Below are 15,472 nucleotides of genomic sequence, written 5' to 3'. Positions count from 1 at the left end.
GGTCGGGTACCAAGCTGATCCGGCTCGATCCCGGGACCGGCCTGCGCCAGGGGAGCGGCATGACGGCGATCGCCGGGCGACGACCACCCGCCGCGTTGGACGGGTGACTCAGGCCTGCGGGTCCTGCAGCACGCCGAGGACGTTGCCGTCGGGGTCGGAGAAGGTCGCCACCAGGCGCCCGTTGCCGACGTCCTTCGGCTCGTCCTTGACCGTCCCGCCCGCCGCGGTCACCGCGGCGAGCTTCGCCTCGATGTCGGCGACGTGCCAGTAGGTCACCGGCCCGGTCATGCCCTGCTGCGCGCCGTTCGGCACCAGCCCGATGTGCTGGCCCTCGGCCTCGTAGCCGACGTAGTAGGGCGCGTCGGCAACCGGCTCGGTGCCCAGCAGGGCGGTGTAGACGGCCTTGGCCGCGGCCAGGTCGGTGACGGGGTGCAGGACGGTCTTGATCCCCTGGGTGCTCATCTTCGGTGCTCCTGAAGTCGTGGTCTGCGGTACGTCGGCAACGCTATGCCCGGCCCGCTGACCAGCGCTTCTCGATTCCTGATCGGTTCGAACCGGTCAGTCGAGCAGCGCCGTGAGCACGCCGTCGAGCAGCCGGACGCGGCGGTCGGCGATGCGGTGGACCTCCTCGTCGTGGGTCGCCACGATCACCGCCGCCCCCTCCGAAGCGCACCGGCGCAGCAGGCGCAGCACCCGCGGTGTCGATCCCGCGTCCAGGTGCGCGGTCGGCTCGTCGGTCAGCAGCACCCGCGGCCGGCCCGCCACCGCGCGCGCCAGCGCCACCCGCTGCTGCTGGCCGAACGACACCTCCAGCGGGTACCGGTCGCCGAGCTCGCCGATGCCCAGCTCGTCCAGCAGCTCCGTCACCCGCGCCGCGACCGCCCGCCGCGGCGGGCGCGGGACGTCCGAACGCAGCCGCAGCGGCAGGGCGACGTTCTCCGCGATCGTCAGCTCGTTGGCCAGCCCGAGCGCCTGCGGCAGCACCGCGCAGGTGTGCCACGGCGGCGCGCCGCTGATCGGCACGCCGTCCAGCAGCACGCAGCCGGAGTCGGGGGAGTCGAACCCGCACAGCAGCGCCAGCAGCGCGCTCTTGCCCGACCCCGACCGGCCCGACACCGTCACCAGCTCACCGGCGCCGACCCGCAGCTCCAGCCCGCGCAGCACCTCGATGTCCCCGCTCGGGTGGGCGAAACTGCGGCGCAGCCCGACGGCTTCCACCAGGGTCATGACCGCGGCTCCCGTTCTTCGATGCCTTCCAGGGCGCCCTTGTGCAGCCGGGCCACCCGCGCGCCTAGGTCGATCAGGCGTTCGTCGTGCGAGGCGACCAGCACCGCGAAGTCCTGGTCCACCAGGTAGCGCAGGGTGTCCAGCACCAGGTCGGCCGACGCCTCGTCCAGCTGCGAGGTCGGCTCGTCGGCCAGGATCACCGTCGAGCGCGCGGCCAGCACGCACCCGAACGCCAGCCGTTGCTGCTGCCCGCCCGACAACGCCGAGATCTTCCAGCCGCCGGTGCCGTGCAGGCCCAGCTGCCCGAGGATGTCCTCGGGGGTGCACTCGACGCCGGCGGCCTCGGCCGCGGCGTGCAGGTTCTCGGCCACGCTCAGGTAGCCCAGCAGGTTGTCGGCCGGGTTCTGGAACACCAGCCCCAGGTGGTGCCGCCGCAACGCCCGCCGCTCCCGGTGCTTGAGCTTGCGGACGTCGGCGCCCTGGAACGTCAGCGTGCCGCGCGCCGGCTGTTCGAACAGCCCCAGCACCCGCAGCAGCGTCGACTTCCCCGACCCCGACGGCCCGGCCAGCACGGTCATCCCGCGCGCGGGCACGTCGAGGCTCACGTCGTCGACGCCGGTGACGACCCCAGCCGGGGTCTGGTAGTCGACGCCGATGCCGCGCAGCGAAAAAATGGGTTTCTCAGGCACGGATCAGCTCCGCGGTCCGGGCGGTGCGCACCGAGCGCACCGCGATCCAGCCGGCCAGCGCGACCACCGCCACGCCGATCACCACGACGGTCAGCACGAACGGCAGCGGATCCGGCAGCTCCGAGCGCGGCGCCAGGAACGTCGCCGGGTCGAACCGCGGCACCGACAACCCCGCCACCGACACCCCGCACACGACCCCGACGACGATCGCCAGCCCGCTCAGCGCCCCCAGCTCCATCAGGTGACTGGCCAGCAGCGTCCGCGGCCGCATCCCCATCCGCAGCACCAGCGCCCCGGCCAGCGCGTTCTGCCGCCGCCGGACCTCGACCGCCACCAGCAGCGCCAGCACCGCCACCACCCCGAGCACCGCACCCAGCAGCGCCACGAAGGAGAACGTCCACGACACCACGAAGAACGGCAGACCGTCCAAAGCGGACTCGCGGCTGATCCGGTTCGGGATGAACACCCCCGCCGCGCGCAGCGCCGTGGTCGCCTCCGCCATCGGGGAGGTCGTCAGCACGCTCCACTTCGGAATGCCGTCCAGCTGCGCGCGGGAGAGCACCGTGCGGGAGACGACGTACCCGGGGGAGGTGCCGATCATCGGGAACACCGGCAGGTCCCCGGCGACGACCGCGTCGGGCAGGCCGTCGGGCAGCTTGGCGTCCTGCCTGGCCGTGTGCCCGACCCGGATCACCGGCGTCCCGCGCGGGTCCGGCTGCGAGATCTTCCGCAGCAGCCCGGGCACGTCGCCGGCCGGGACGCGGTCCACCGCGGCGCCGCGGGTGAACGTCGCCGGGTCGACCACCAGCACCACGCTGCCGGTCCCGGTCAGCTCGCCGACCACCGTGCTGGTCCCGGCCAGCGACGCGGGCACCGCCACGTCGCCCATGCCGATCGGGCTGTCGGTGTCGAGGCGGGCGTTGCTGCCGACGAAGATCGCCGACTTGGTGTCCAGGGCTTCCTCCTGGCCGTTGGCGATGCCGAGGCCGGTGGCCAGCGTCCCGATCGCGAGCGTCCCGATGACCAGGACCCCGGTCACCGGCGCGCGGGCGCCGGCCAGCCGCCGGATCGCCAGCTGCAGCGCCGGGCGCGACCAGAACCGGGCCCGGTGCGAGGCGTGCAGCGCCAGCCACGCCAGCCGCGCGGTCAGCAGCCCCACGGTCAGCACCACGAACACCGGGTAGGTCAGGGCCAGCGGGTCCACCTGCGGCAGCGGGTTGCCCAGCCGCGACGTCGTGCCGTAGTGCGCCAGGCGCGTCCAGCCCAGCCACGCCATGCCCGCCGTCGCCAGCTCCCACGGGAAGTACGCCAGCAGCCGCACCCGCCGGGCGCCGCGGCGCACCCGGCCCAGCTCGAACTCCCGGTGCACCCGCACCGCCACCACCAGCGCCAGCAAGGCCAGGGACACCACCAGCGTCCCCGCCGCGACCCCGGCCGCGCGCAGCACGGCCCCCGGATCGGGTGCGCCCGGCGGGCCGTAGACACCCAGCAGCAGCCGCGCCGCCACCGCACCCAGCGCGCCGCCGAGCAGGATCGGCAGGCCCAGCTCGGCGACGGCGAGGCCGCCCAGCGCCGCCGGGCCGCTGCCGCGCGCGGACAGCAGCCGCAGCTGTGCGTGCCGCCGCTGGTACCACTGCAGCGCGACCGTGCCGAGGCCGGCGCAGCCGACCAGGACGCTGATCAGGGCCAGCGGCAGGATCGAGACGAACACGTTGTCCTGTGCCTGGCGGGCGATCTGGACCGAGCGTTCGAACGTCGGGACGTCGGCGGCCACCAGCGCACCGCGGCCCCGCGCGGTCAGGTCGGCGCGGACGTCGGCGACCAGGTCGCGGCTGCGCTGCAGCAGGTCCTCCGCGGCGCTGAGGGTGGCCGGCGCCGGCTCGTAGAACGAGATGTGGAAGTACTGCATCGTCGGCACCCCGACCGCGGCGATCGCGGTGTCGAAGGTCCTGCGGTCGGTGGCGAACACGATCGAGTCGATCGGGTCGTCGACCAGCCGGTCGATCACCGCGCCGGACTGCTGCGAGCACCACCACCGCGGCGGCGGGTCGAGCAGGTCGCGGTAGATCCCGGTGACCGGCGGCAGCGCGGCACCCGCGATGCTCGGTTTCGTCCCGACGCCGATGTGCTCGGCGTCGGCCACGACGTTGCCCAGCCACAGCCCGGGCGCGCGCGTGCCCTGCTGCAGCGTCAGGTTGTCGAGGCCGGCCTGGTCGCGGTAGGCCAGCCGGATCTTGTAGTGCGGGTCGCCGTTGAACTCGGTGCCGCGCAGCACGGTGGTGTACTGGCTGACCACCGGCGTGGAGAACCCGTGCGCGGCCGCGTGCCGCTGGACCGCGCCGGTCAGCACCGGGATGTCCTGGACGCCGATGTTGCCCTTGCCGAACATCGGGCCGTAGCTGTCGGGGCAGGTGATCGAGGTCTGGTAGGTCACCGCCGCGCCGCCGGCCGCGGACGCCTGCAGCACCGCCGCCGTGCCGAGGAAACAGGCCAGCAGCGAGGTCACGGCCGCCACGATCAGCGTCAGCGGGCTGGAGAAGGCGGCCTTCGGGGCCGCTCGCCACGGCTTCGTCACTCTGCGTTGTCCAATCTTCCCCCACATCACCCGCATGGCCGCAGACGCTACCGGCCTGCCGCGACAGTTGGAACGTTTTTGTCACGATCGTTGCTCACCTTGTGTGTTCGCCGCCGGGTGTTGCACCCGAGCAACCGGTACCGCCATCCGGCCGGTTTAGTGGTCTAGACCTTGACGGGCGGATTGGTCTGATCCAATCCTGAGGTGGTCCCGCCGTGCACCGCCGCCGCACGGCTCCCCGCCGGTACTGGAGCACCGATGCGTCGACGCAGACCCTTCGCCCGAATGTCCGTTTTCCTGGCCCTGGCCGCCGTTTCGGCCGGATCGCTGGTCGCCGCGGCCGGCACCGCCCAGGCCGCCACCCCGCTGCCCGCGCACGTCTTCGCGCCCTACTTCGAAGCCTGGACCGGCGAAAGCCCGGCCGCGCTGGCGCAGCAGTCCGGGGCCAAGCACCTCACCATGGCCTTCATCCAGGCCGCCACCAAGGGTTCCTGCACGGTGTACTGGAACGGCGACACCGGCATGCCGATCGCCAACAGCACCTTCGGCGCCGACATCGCCACCATCCGCTCCCGCGGCGGCGACGTCATCCCGTCCTTCGGCGGCTACACCGCCGACAACACCGGCACCGAAATCGCCGACAGCTGCACCACCGTCGACTCCATCGCCGCCGCCTACGAATCGGTGATCACCACCTACGACGTCCCGCGCCTCGACATGGACATCGAGGACAACTCGCTGACCAACTCCGCCGGGATCGACCGCCGCAACAAGGCCATCAAGAAGGTCGAGGACTGGGCCGCCGCCTCCGGCCGCTCCCTGCAGATCTCCTACACCCTGCCCACCACCACCCACGGCCTCGCCGACAGCGGCCTCGCCGTGCTGCGCAACGCCGTCACCAACGGCACCCGCGTCGACGTGGTCAACCTGATGACCTTCGACTACTACGACAACGCCGCCCACCAGATGGCCACCGACACCCAGACCGCCGCGAGCGGCCTGGTCTCCCAGCTCGGCTCGCTCTACCCGGGCAAGACCCAGGCACAGCTGTGGGCGATGGTCGGCGTCACCGAGATGATCGGCGTCGACGACTTCGGCCCGGCCGAGACGTTCACCACCGCCGACGCCAACACTGTCTACAACTGGGCCGTCTCCAAGGGCATCAACACACTGTCGTTCTGGGCCCTGCAACGCGACAACGGCAGCTGCCCCGGCGGCGCGGCCAACGACAACTGCTCCGGCATCGCCCAGGACACCTGGTTCTTCAGCCACGCCTTCGAACCCTTCACCGGCGGCACCTCCGTGCCGGGCAACGACTTCTCCCTCGCCGCGAACCCCGCGTCGGCCTCGGTCGACCCGGGCGGCTCCGCCTCGGCCACGGTCAGCACCGCGGTGACGTCCGGCTCCGCCCAGCAGGTGGCGCTCTCGGTCACCGGCGCCCCCGCCGGTGTCACCGCGTCCGTCAGCCCGGGCTCGGTCACCGCGGGCGGCAGCGCGACGCTGTCGGTGAGCACCACCGCGGCCGCCGTCCCCGGCAGCTACCCGCTCACCGTGACCGGCGCCGCCACCTCCGGCAGCCACAGCACCACCTTCACCCTCACGGTGAAGGGCACCCCGCCCGCCGGCGGCGTCGTCAACGGCGGCTTCGAAACCGGCGCGCTGAGCCCGTGGAGCGCGTCCGGCGACGCGATCGTCGCCTCCCCGGCCCACTCGGGCACGCACGCGCTGCAGGTCGTGCCCACGGCGTCGGCGACCGGCGAAGCCGCGCAGAACGTGACGCTCACGCCGAACCACGCCTACACGCTCACCGCGTGGGTGCAGGGCAGCTACGCCTACGTCGGCGTCCGGGGCGGCGCCACCGCCAGTGCGTGGACCTCCGGCAGCGGCTGGACGAAGCTGTCGGTGCCCTTCACCACCGGCGCATCGGGGGCGGTGACGGTGTACGTCCACGGCTGGTACGGCCAAAGTGCCGTCTACGCGGACGACTTCGCGATCGGCTGAGGCATCGGTTCACGCTTTCGGCGGCGGCCCGGTTGGGCAAGACGGAGGTTGGCCGGGCCGCCGCGGGCCGAAAGACTGCGCGGGGAAGATCTTCCATCCCGCGAGGAGAACCGATGCCGCACATCCCGCTCGACCCGCAGCTGCCCGGGATCCGGTCGCTGATGGCCTTCCGGCCCGAGACCGCCGTCCCGCTCAACCACCTGGCGCAGACGCTCCTGCGCGGCCCGAGCAGCCTCCCGGTCGGCGAGCGCGAGCTGATCGCGGCGGTGGTCTCCCACGGCAACGAATGCCGCTTCTGCCACGGCAGCCACGCGGCCGCGGCGGCCGAAACCCTCGACGGCGGCCGCGAGGTCGTCGACGCGGCCTGCGCCGGCGTCGACGACGCACCGGTGGGGGAGAAGCTCAAGGCCCTGCTGCGGATCGCGCTCGCGGTCCGCGAAACCGGCCGCGCCGTGACGCCCGAGCTGATCGCGGCGGCCCGCGCGGAAGGCGCAACGGACGTCGAACTGCACGACACGGTCCTGATCGCCGCGGCGTTCTGCATGTACAACCGCTACGTCGACGGCCTCGCCACGATCGCCCCGGAAGACCCGGCGGCCTACGACCAGATGGGGAAGGTCCTCGCCACCGAAGGCTACGTCCGCTAGCGCGGTTCCCGGCATCGGATAGCCTTCCCGCCGGGAACTTCGAGGGGGGACTTCGATGCCGAGATTCGTCAAGCCGGCGCTGTGGACGATCGGGGTGCTCGTGGCGGGCGAGCTCGTGTTCTGGCTGCTGCTGGCCCAGAACATCCCGTACCGGACCGCGGCCGCGCCGGAAACCACGCCGATCACCACCACGCCGGCGCCGCCCGCGCCGCCGGCGGAGAACTCCGCGTGGGTCGTCGACGTGCGGGCGGGCCCGGACGACCGCAGCGCGGTGCTGCACGTCGACCTGCCCGCCTGTGCCGAAGCGCCGCACGTCCAGGTCGCCGAGGCCGACGACCGGATCGACGCCGGCGTCCGGTTCCGGGCCCGGCCCGACACGGACTGCACGCAGGTGACGGCCGACTTCCCGATCCGGACGGCCGCGCCGATCGGGCAGCGGCCGGTGATCGTCAACGGCAGGAACCCCTGGGGTCTGCGGTCCGGCGGCTGGCGGAGCTGCGACCGGGCCGTCACCTGCGATCCGCCCGCCGACCACTGCGATCCGGCGTGGGTCGCCGAAGCGGAGCACAGCGCCGAGGCCGAACACGGCGGGACCACCCGGGCGTGCGACCAGCACTGGCTGATCCGTGACGTGCAGCGGCACAGCGGCGAGCCCGCGAGCCGGGTCGTCTTCCGCTGGGCCGGCACCGGCTGGTCGAGCTTCGCCTCGGCGAAGAGCGGCGGCTGCGCCGAAATCCTCGCCGCCGAGCCGCAGTTCCCGGCCGCCCTCTGCCGGAGTCTCGCCGCTCCGGCGTGAACTACTGCAGCACCGCGATCGGCAGGATGACCAGCTCACCGCTGTCCGGCCGCCACGTCTGGCTCTTGCCCAGGCAGCGGGCGTTGAACTGCCCGTCCGGCACCTCCTTGCGGCGCAGGTGCCCGTCCGGGCAGGCCACCCGCACCCGGGCCTCCTGCCCGCCGATCCGCGCGTGCAGCACCACCTCGTCGCCGGACTCCTCGGCGACCGTGAAGCTGCCCTGCACCACCACGTACCCGTCGTGGACCTCCGACAGCCGCGGTGACCGCGTCCGGCGCCACGCCCGGTCGCCCTGCACCACCCCGGCCGGCAGGTTCGCGTGCACGACGCCGTGCTGGGCCTCCAGCGACTTCAGCGCCAAGCCCAGCAGCGTGTTCGCGGTGACGTGCACGTCGTAGCTCGTCTCCGTCTCGTGCCCGCGGTTGGCGCCGCGGCCGAGCTTGAACCACTGGCTGGTGAACCCGAACGAACCGTCGGTGTTGCGCTTGACGAACTCCCGGATGGTCTTCTCCGCGATGTCGCCGTAGCCGCCCTGCTGGCAGATCTCGATCACCCGCGGCTCGTCCAGGTAGAACGGCAGCCCGGGCAGGATCACCGGACGGCTGCGCCGCAGCACGCCGAGCACCAGCACCACCAGCGCCACCACCGCGGCCAGCGCGGTCACCACCCAGACCCAGCCCCACCAGCCCAGCACCGACCACAGCATCGCCCTATCGGCAGCCACGAAGCTCCTTCACCGCCTCTGTCAACGATTCCGCGTTGCCGTCGACGACCCGCCCGCCGGTCGCGGCGGCCACCCGGCCCAGTTCGGCCTGGTTCGCCTCGCCGAACCCGACCGCGTACGTCGGCCCGGCGTCGTGCGCTCCGGCGAGGAACGCGGCCACGCCCGGGCCGGTGTTGTTCTCGCCGTCGGTCATCAGCACGATCGCCGCCCCCGGCCGCGCGATCCGGTACGCCCGCTCGAGCGCGCCCCAGATCGCCGTGCGCGGGCGCAGGTCCGCCGACGCCACCACCGCCTGCAGCCCGTCGGCGTCCGCCCGGCGCGACACCGTGACCGTGCGTTCCTCCAGCACCTCGCCGGCGAACCGGAGGATCGTCACGCTCTCGCCGATCGAGAACCGGTCGAACCCGGTCAGCGCGGCGAACGCCCGGCGCAGCGCCGCCACCCGCGGCCCGGCCATGGACAGCGAGTAGTCCAGCACGAAGATCACCTGCCGCGCGGTGCCCGCGCGGTCGTAGGCCTGCAGCAGCCGGTCGAGGACCTCCTGGCGGTCCGGGAAGTACAGCGGGTTCCCGATCGGCGCCGCCAGCGGTCCGGAACGCGGCACCGTCGGGTCGACCGGGCGCCGGAACGTCCGGTCCATGATCGCCCGCTGCGCCGCCGGCGTCCGCAGCCACTGCACGACCTTGTCGTAGGCGGCGCGCCGGTCCGGGTTCAGCAGGATCAGCGGGTAGTCCGCGAGCACGCTCCCGTCGCGCGGGTGGACGACGACCAGGGGTTCGCGCAGCCGTCCCGACGCGTTGAGCGCCAGGATCGCCGACTCCGGCGCGACGATCCCGCCGGTGTCGTCTTGGCGGCGCACGTACTCCCCGGCGACGTCGGGAGCCCCGAACGCCCGGCCCGCGAGGAAACCCTGGATCCGGTCGCACCGGACGTCCTCCGGGCGCAGCGCCGCTCCGGTCCCGGCCGCCGCGGTGGCCACCCCGATCAGGGCCGCCATCCCGGTGCCGGAGACGTGCGGATCCGCCATGCCGTACCGCAGTTCGCCGCCGGCGGCGCGATCGGCGATGTCCGCCCACGTCGGCTGCGCGCCCAGCTTCGCCGCCTCGGCCGCCTTCACGCCGAGCACCAGCGGCGACAACATGATCGACGTCGCCGTCCCCGGCTCGGCGCCGCGCAGCCGCAGGTACCGGGCGGTCGGCAGCCACGCGAGGTCGTGGCCGGCGGGGGCGGCCAGCGTGGCGCGGTAGTCCATGACCAGCTCGACCCCGGTGTCGCGGCGCAGGTCCGCCAGCACCGGGCCCAGGTCGGCCAGCTCGCCCGTGGCCAGCACCGTGAGCTTCGCATCGGCGGGCGCGCCCAGGCTGCACGCGGCGAGCAGAAGCAGCAGCACCAGGGCGACCCTCACCACCGGCAGTCCCCGACGTCGTCGATCATCCGCCGGAACGGGACGTCCTTGGGCAGCCAGGTTTCGTCGTCGCTGCTCGCGGTCGCCGGCTCCGGGATGCGCCGCTCCGCCAGGTACCCGGCGAAGTCGAACTGCGCGGTGTCGGCCGAGTAGACGTGGAACCCCAGCTCCACGGCACGGCGGCGCAGAGCGGGGTCGGACATCAGCAGCGACCCGATGGCGTCGCCCTCGGGGCTGAACGAGATCAGGTCGGGCGCGGTCTCGTGCTGCGCGCTCGGGTACAGCAGCACCCGGTCGGTGTCGAGCCCGAGGCCGTTGTCGAGCCGCCGGTTCTGGTAGGCCAGGTACTGGTGCTCGTAGATCACCGCCACCGTCGCGAAACCGCGGCCCTCCGGCACGAAGAACTTCGGCGCCATGTCGTCGCTGTGCTGGCCTTCGGCGTCCAGCATCGGCTTGATCCCGCGAGCCTGCTCCACCGCTTCGGCCTCCGTCGCCGCCGGATGGCCGTACGTCGCGTAGGCGACCAGCCCGACGTAGGCGGCGCCCGAGTAGCTCCGGCACGGGTCGGGGGACTGCACCAGCAGCCGGTTCGCGCTCAGCCGCGGGTTGTAGTTCTGCCAGCGGTCGCCGGCCGCCATGTGCGCCACCAGCGGCTTCGTCTCGAGGCGGTAGTACAGCGGCTTGTCGCCGGTGTACTGGGGTCCGGCCACGCCCGCCTTGACCAGCGCCTCCGCGTAGTCGCGGAAGGTGGCCAGCACGAGCGGGGTGAAGAACGGCTTGTACCCGATCGCGTGCTGACCCCGGCGACGTTCGTAGACGCGGTCGGCCGCGGCCTGCCCGGAGGGGAACACGAACTGGTAGCTGTCCAGGTCGGCCGTCTCGGCCAGTTCGAACGACCCGGCCGGGGTGACCTGCACCTGGTAGCCGTGGCCCAGCAGGATCCGCTTGACCTGCTCGTCGGCGAAGAAGTCCCGTTTGGACGCGATCATCGCCCGCACCACGGTGATGTGCTGCAGCGGTCCGGTGACGTGCCCGGCGAACAGCAGCGCGACGAACCCCAGCACGAACACCCCGGCCGGCGGTGTGAACCAGGTCAGGAACCGCCGTCTCGTGTCGACGACGCGGAACTTCGGTTCCTCCACCCCGGCCCCCTCGGATTCGTCCCCGGACATCTAACGAGAGGGTGACCGGCGGCGGCCACGGCATTCGCCCGAATAGGACCGAACGGAGGAGCGGTGGTGGCTGTCCGTGCGCGCGGAAGCGGTTTGGAAGCCGGGTCGGCCACAATACGGGGGAACGCGAAGGAGCTCATCGATGAAACGTGCTGTAGCTGCCGCTCTGTTCACCGCAGCCGCGCTCGCCGTGCTCGCCCCCGCGGCGTCCGCGGTGAGCGGTCCGCCGAGCGACCCGTCGCCCGTGGGCGGGGTGGGAAGCGGTCCCTACATCGGCGACGTGCCGAAGCCCGGGCCTGGGGGCAAGTGATCTAGGGCACCAGCACGACGCGGCCCGGGTGGTTCCACGCCCGGGCCGCGTCGTGCAGCGGAAATCGTTCGTAGCCGACGGTCAGGTCGCCCGCCACCGCGTACCCGACGACGGTGAGCAGGGCTTCCCGCCGCTCGTCCGCGGTGAGCTCGTTGTTCGTGTAGCCGAGGATCCGCAGCGACCGGCTGCGCAGCAGCGCCGACGGCACCGCGAACTCCGCGCCGGCCGCGCTGCCGAGGTTGACCAGCCGCCCGCCCGGGCGCAGGGTGCGCAGCGCCGCCGCGGCCGGGACGCCGCACACCGGGTCCAGCACGAGATCGACCGCCTCGCCCAGCCGGCGGGCCAGTGCGTCGACGTCGTCCCCGTCGAACCGCACGACCGCGTCGGCGCCGAGCCGCCCGGCGCGCTCCAGCGCGGCCGCCGACCGCGCGCACGCCACGACCCGCCCGGCCCCGGCCAGCCGCGCCAGCTGCACGGCCGACTGCCCGACCACGCCACCGGCCCCGAGGACCAGCACGGTCTCGCCGCCGGCCAGCTTTCCCGTGCCTGTGAGGCACCGCCACGCCGCGACCGCCGACAGCCCGAGCGCCGCGACGAGTGCGGGGTCGGCCCCGTCCGGCAGGGCGACCACGTCGGCGGAGTCGGCCACGGCGTGCTCGGCCATGCTGCCGTCCCCGGGCCGCATGCCCGCCGCGGTGGCGAACCAGACCGGCGTCCCCGCCAGCAGCCCGACTCCCTGCACCCCGGGCACGTACGGCGTCGCGGGAACGCCGAAGTAGGACGTCCCGGACGCGCAGAGCAGGTCGAGCGGGGTGATCGGGGCCGCGGTGACCCGCACGGCGACCTGGCCGGGCCCCGGCTCGGGTGCCGCCCGCTCGGCCACCACCGGCGGCTGCCCGGGCGTGCGGAGCTCAGCCGCGCGCACCGGCGGTCACACCGGCTGCAGGACGAAGTCGTACCGCGCCTCGAGCCACGGCTGCGCCGACTCGCCGCCGTCGGGCGTCGGCCCGGGCTCGCGCTCCTCGAAGGAGACGACCAGCTCCTGCTTCGTGCCGAACACGACGTCGCTGTCGAGGTACTGCGCACCCTCCTGGAACAGGTGCGTGATCAGCGGCTCGTACCCGGCGGCGTTGATCAGGAAGTGCACGTGGGCGGGCCGGAAGTGGCTGATGTCGGTCCCGCGGATCAGCTCGCCGACCGGGCCGTCCATCGGGATCGAATACCCCTTCGGCGCGATCGTCCGCAGGCAGTAGGACCCGTCGTCGCGGGTGGCGTATTTCGCCCGCAGCCGGGCCTCGTCGATGTCCGGGATCTGCGACTCGTACGCGCCTTCCTCGTCGGCCTGCCAGACGTCGAGGATCGCCCCGGTGACGGGGGAGCCGTCGAGGTCGCGGACCGCGCCGGTGATGTAGAGCGGCGTGCCGGGCAGGCCGTCGGACATGTCGCCGCCGAACTCCTTCTCCGGCGAACCGTCGATGTGGAACGGGCCCAGCACGGTCGCCGGGGTCGCCTTCGCGTCGAAGGCGTGGTTCATCTGCACCACCAGCATGCTCAGGCCGAGCACGTCGGAGGCGAGGATGAACTCCTCGCGCTTCTCGTTGCTGATCTGCCCGGTTTCGGTGAGCCACCGCACGGCGGCCATCCACTCGGTCTCGCTCAGCCGCACCTCGCGGGCGAAGGCGTGCAGGTGACGCACGAGCGCGGTCAGCACCTCGGCCGTCCGCGGGTCGTGCGCGCTCGCCCAGCGCTGCGCGGCGAGCTCGGTGATGTTGTCTTCGGTGACCAGCTGCATCGGCGTTCCTCTCACGCGTGCGGATCCGGCGGGACCGACCGGTTGTTCAGGTCGACCGACAGGAAGATGTCGTTGGCGACCGGGTGGCGCAGCTCCTCGGCGAGCTGCCCGATCAGCCCGGCCGTCCGGGCCAGCAGAGCGAACCCGCGCAGCAGTTCCAGCGGCAGCCCGAGGTCGGCGAGCGCGGCGCCGCAGACGCCGGCGCCGTTGAGCGGCAGCGTCTTGCCCAGCACCCGCGGGTGCACCCGGCCGATCGCGGCGAACAGCCGCAGGTGCGGGCCGGTCAGGCCCTCCTCGGCGGCGATCTCGAACAGCCGGCGCGTGCGCGGGTCGCCGTCCTTGTGCACGTGGTGCCCGAGCCCGGGGACGAACTTCTTCGCCGCGCGGCGCTTTTCGACGGTTTCGAGCGCGAGGGCGTCCCAGCCGTCGTCGTCTCCGGGCCGTGTGTCCACTTCGGACAGGACGTCGTGCAGGAACCGGCCGCAGTCCTCGGTGACCCCCAGGAACCGCGAGCCGCCGCCGAGCAGGCCCGCGGCCAGTGCGCCCTGGACCGAGTCGGGGGCCGACAGGTAGGTCAGCCGCGTCACGATCGCGGTCGGGGTGAAGCCGTGGTCGGCCAGCGCGGCCAGTACCGCTTCGAAGACCCGGGTTTCCCCGGGCGACGGACGTCGTTGCGTCGCCAGCCAGAACGCGAGCTCGCCGAACCCGACCGTGCCCATGACGTCCTCGGCCAGGTCCCGGCCGAGCAGCGTGATGGTGTCCTTTGTGGACGCACCGAGGGCGGTTTCGTAGACCGGGTCACTCATCCGCGGCCTCCGTCAGCCACGCCCGCAGCTCGGCGCCGTGCTCGTCGAGCTCCGGCGGCGGCAGCCGGTAGCCCGCCGGCGTGGCGGAGAACCGGATCGGGTGGCGGGTCGTCGGGACCGCGCGGTCGCCGTCGCCGACCTCAACGACCGGGTCGAGCCCGAACCGTTCGGCCATCGCGAACCCGCCGTCGATCGTGTTGATCGGTCCACACGGGACACCGACCTTCGTCAGCGCGTCGAACCACTCCACCGCACCGCGATTCGCGAGCCGTTCGACCAGGATCGGCCGCAGCTCCTCGCGGTTGCTCGTGCGGTCGGCGTTGCGGGCGAACCGGGGATCGTCCGGGACGTCCGGGAGGTCGAGGACCTCGCACAGCCGGCGGAACTGCCTGTCGTTGGCCGCGGCGACGATCAGGTCGGCGTCGGCCGTCGGCAGCGGCTCGTAGGGGAAGACGCTCGGGTGGGCGTTGCCCATCCGGTAGGGCACCACCCCGCCCGCCGCGTAGGCCGAGCTGTGGTTGACCAGCCCGGTCAGCGCCGAGGACAGCAGGTTGACCTCGACGTGCTGGCCCTCGCCCGCCGCGTCGCGGTGGCGCAGCGCGGCCAGGATGCCGATCACCGCGTGGTTGCCCGCCATGACGTCGAACACCGAGATCCCGGCCCGGTACGGCGGGCCGTCCGGATCGCCGGTCAGGCTCATCAGCCCCGAAATCGCCTGCACCATCAGGTCGTAGCCAGGCACGTGCGCGCCCTCGCCGGCCCCGAAACCGCTGATCGAGGCGTAGACGCAGCCCGGGTTGGCCCGGCTGACCGCCGCGTAGTCCAGGCCGTACTTGGCCAGCCCGCCCGGCTTGAAGTTCTCGATCAGCACGTCCGCGCGGGCCGCCAGCTCCCGCGCGACGACGGCGTCGGCCTCTTCGCGCAGGTCCAGCGCGATGGACCGCTTCCCGCGGTTGACGCCGAGGTAGTAGGTCGAGACGTCTCCGCGCACCGGCGGCATCCAGGTGCGCGTCTCGTCGCCCTGCGGGCCCTCGACCTTGACGACGTCGGCGCCCATGTCCGCGAGCAGCATCGTGGCGTACGGGCCGGCCAGCACCCGCGAGAAGTCCGCGACCAGCAGCCCGGACAGCGGGCCGGGGGGTGCTTCCACGCGGTGCCTCCACTCGTGTCCGCCTGTCGGACCAGTGTCCGCAGTCTGCTCCCGAGCGCCGCCACGGTCAAGGAGCCTGCCGCGGCCGTGGGGGGGTGGTTTTGGCGCGGGAAAACCCCCGAACACACAACCACCCAACGGGGGCGCGGGGGGGGCCCGCGCACACGGGCCGGGGATA

Annotated in this window: 15 protein-coding genes; 4 read left to right on the top strand and 11 right to left on the bottom strand. The window is 73.1% G+C overall.

Annotated features, from left to right (window positions below):
- Window positions 1–108: 108 nt before the first annotated feature.
- The 4 genes from ABZW17_RS45890 to ABZW17_RS45875 all read right to left on the bottom strand — a co-directional run bounded on the left by ABZW17_RS45890 (window position 109) and on the right by ABZW17_RS45875 (window position 4,491).
- Window positions 109–462, bottom strand: a complete 354-nt coding sequence (locus tag ABZW17_RS45890) for a VOC family protein (RefSeq protein ID WP_354829079.1) — start codon at window positions 460–462, stop codon at window positions 109–111.
- A gap of 96 nt (window positions 463–558) precedes the next feature.
- Entirely contained in the window at window positions 559–1,227 is a 669-nt protein-coding gene (locus tag ABZW17_RS45885) for an ATP-binding cassette domain-containing protein (protein ID WP_354829076.1), read from the bottom strand.
- Window positions 1,224–1,916 carry an ATP-binding cassette domain-containing protein gene (locus ABZW17_RS45880; RefSeq protein ID WP_354829073.1) on the bottom strand — a complete coding sequence of 231 codons (693 nt, stop codon included), beginning with the start codon at window positions 1,914–1,916 and terminating at the stop codon, window positions 1,224–1,226. Before ABZW17_RS45880 ends, ABZW17_RS45885 begins: the two co-directional genes overlap by 4 nt.
- Window positions 1,909–4,491, bottom strand: a complete 2,583-nt coding sequence (locus ABZW17_RS45875; RefSeq protein ID WP_354829071.1) for an FtsX-like permease family protein — start codon at window positions 4,489–4,491, stop codon at window positions 1,909–1,911. The genes ABZW17_RS45880 and ABZW17_RS45875 overlap by 8 nt, the downstream gene beginning before the upstream one ends.
- Before the next feature lie 285 nt (window positions 4,492–4,776).
- Here ABZW17_RS45875 and ABZW17_RS45870 point away from each other — a divergent pair, with 285 nt between their 5' ends.
- The 3 genes from ABZW17_RS45870 to ABZW17_RS45860 all read left to right on the top strand — a co-directional run bounded on the left by ABZW17_RS45870 (window position 4,777) and on the right by ABZW17_RS45860 (window position 7,935).
- Window positions 4,777–6,492, top strand: a complete 1,716-nt coding sequence (locus ABZW17_RS45870; protein WP_354829069.1) for a glycosyl hydrolase family 18 protein — start codon at window positions 4,777–4,779, stop codon at window positions 6,490–6,492.
- Window positions 6,493–6,605: 113 nt separating this feature from the next.
- On the top strand, window positions 6,606–7,139 hold the full coding sequence (locus ABZW17_RS45865) for a carboxymuconolactone decarboxylase family protein (RefSeq protein ID WP_354829066.1): 534 nt from the start codon (window positions 6,606–6,608) through the stop codon (window positions 7,137–7,139).
- 55 nt (window positions 7,140–7,194) lie between these two features.
- Window positions 7,195–7,935 carry a hypothetical protein gene (locus tag ABZW17_RS45860; RefSeq protein WP_354829064.1) on the top strand — a complete coding sequence of 247 codons (741 nt, stop codon included), beginning with the start codon at window positions 7,195–7,197 and terminating at the stop codon, window positions 7,933–7,935.
- 1 nt (window position 7,936) lies between these two features.
- Here the strand turns inward: ABZW17_RS45860 and ABZW17_RS45855 are convergent, their stop codons facing one another.
- Genes ABZW17_RS45855 through ABZW17_RS45845 form a run of 3 tightly spaced genes read right to left on the bottom strand, consistent with a single transcriptional unit; the run spans window position 7,937 to window position 11,236 of the window.
- Entirely contained in the window at window positions 7,937–8,659 is a 723-nt protein-coding gene (locus tag ABZW17_RS45855; RefSeq protein WP_354829061.1) for a hypothetical protein, read from the bottom strand.
- Window positions 8,646–10,067, bottom strand: coding sequence for a hypothetical protein (locus ABZW17_RS45850; RefSeq protein WP_354829059.1), 1,422 nt, complete (start codon window positions 10,065–10,067; stop codon window positions 8,646–8,648). The genes ABZW17_RS45855 and ABZW17_RS45850 overlap by 14 nt, the downstream gene beginning before the upstream one ends.
- Window positions 10,061–11,236 (bottom strand): hypothetical protein, encoded by a 1,176-nt coding sequence (locus ABZW17_RS45845; protein WP_354829056.1) that lies wholly within the window; start codon window positions 11,234–11,236, stop codon window positions 10,061–10,063. Before ABZW17_RS45845 ends, ABZW17_RS45850 begins: the two co-directional genes overlap by 7 nt.
- A 142-nt stretch (window positions 11,237–11,378) precedes the next feature.
- Here ABZW17_RS45845 and ABZW17_RS45840 point away from each other — a divergent pair, with 142 nt between their 5' ends.
- Window positions 11,379–11,546, top strand: a complete 168-nt coding sequence (locus ABZW17_RS45840) for a hypothetical protein (RefSeq protein ID WP_354829053.1) — start codon at window positions 11,379–11,381, stop codon at window positions 11,544–11,546.
- A 1-nt stretch (window position 11,547) separates the two neighbouring features.
- On the opposite strand, the gene ABZW17_RS45835 is transcribed toward ABZW17_RS45840, so the two are convergent.
- Genes ABZW17_RS45835 through ABZW17_RS45820 form a run of 4 tightly spaced genes read right to left on the bottom strand, consistent with a single transcriptional unit; the run spans window position 11,548 to window position 15,294 of the window.
- Window positions 11,548–12,471: a zinc-binding alcohol dehydrogenase family protein gene (locus ABZW17_RS45835; RefSeq protein WP_354829050.1), complete on the bottom strand. Its 924-nt coding sequence runs from the start codon at window positions 12,469–12,471 to the stop codon at window positions 11,548–11,550.
- A 6-nt stretch (window positions 12,472–12,477) separates the two neighbouring features.
- Window positions 12,478–13,338, bottom strand: coding sequence for a dioxygenase (locus ABZW17_RS45830; protein ID WP_354829048.1), 861 nt, complete (start codon window positions 13,336–13,338; stop codon window positions 12,478–12,480).
- Window positions 13,339–13,349: 11 nt separating this feature from the next.
- Entirely contained in the window at window positions 13,350–14,144 is a 795-nt protein-coding gene (locus ABZW17_RS45825; protein ID WP_354829046.1) for a citryl-CoA lyase, read from the bottom strand.
- Window positions 14,137–15,294: a CaiB/BaiF CoA-transferase family protein gene (locus ABZW17_RS45820; protein ID WP_354829043.1), complete on the bottom strand. Its 1,158-nt coding sequence runs from the start codon at window positions 15,292–15,294 to the stop codon at window positions 14,137–14,139. Before ABZW17_RS45820 ends, ABZW17_RS45825 begins: the two co-directional genes overlap by 8 nt.
- Window positions 15,295–15,472: the final 178 nt, after the last annotated feature.

It is taken from the genome of Amycolatopsis sp. NPDC004625, assembly GCF_040609695.1.
GTDB lineage: Bacteria > Actinomycetota > Actinomycetes > Mycobacteriales > Pseudonocardiaceae > Amycolatopsis.
This window is presented reverse-complemented; position numbering and strand designations above follow the sequence as displayed.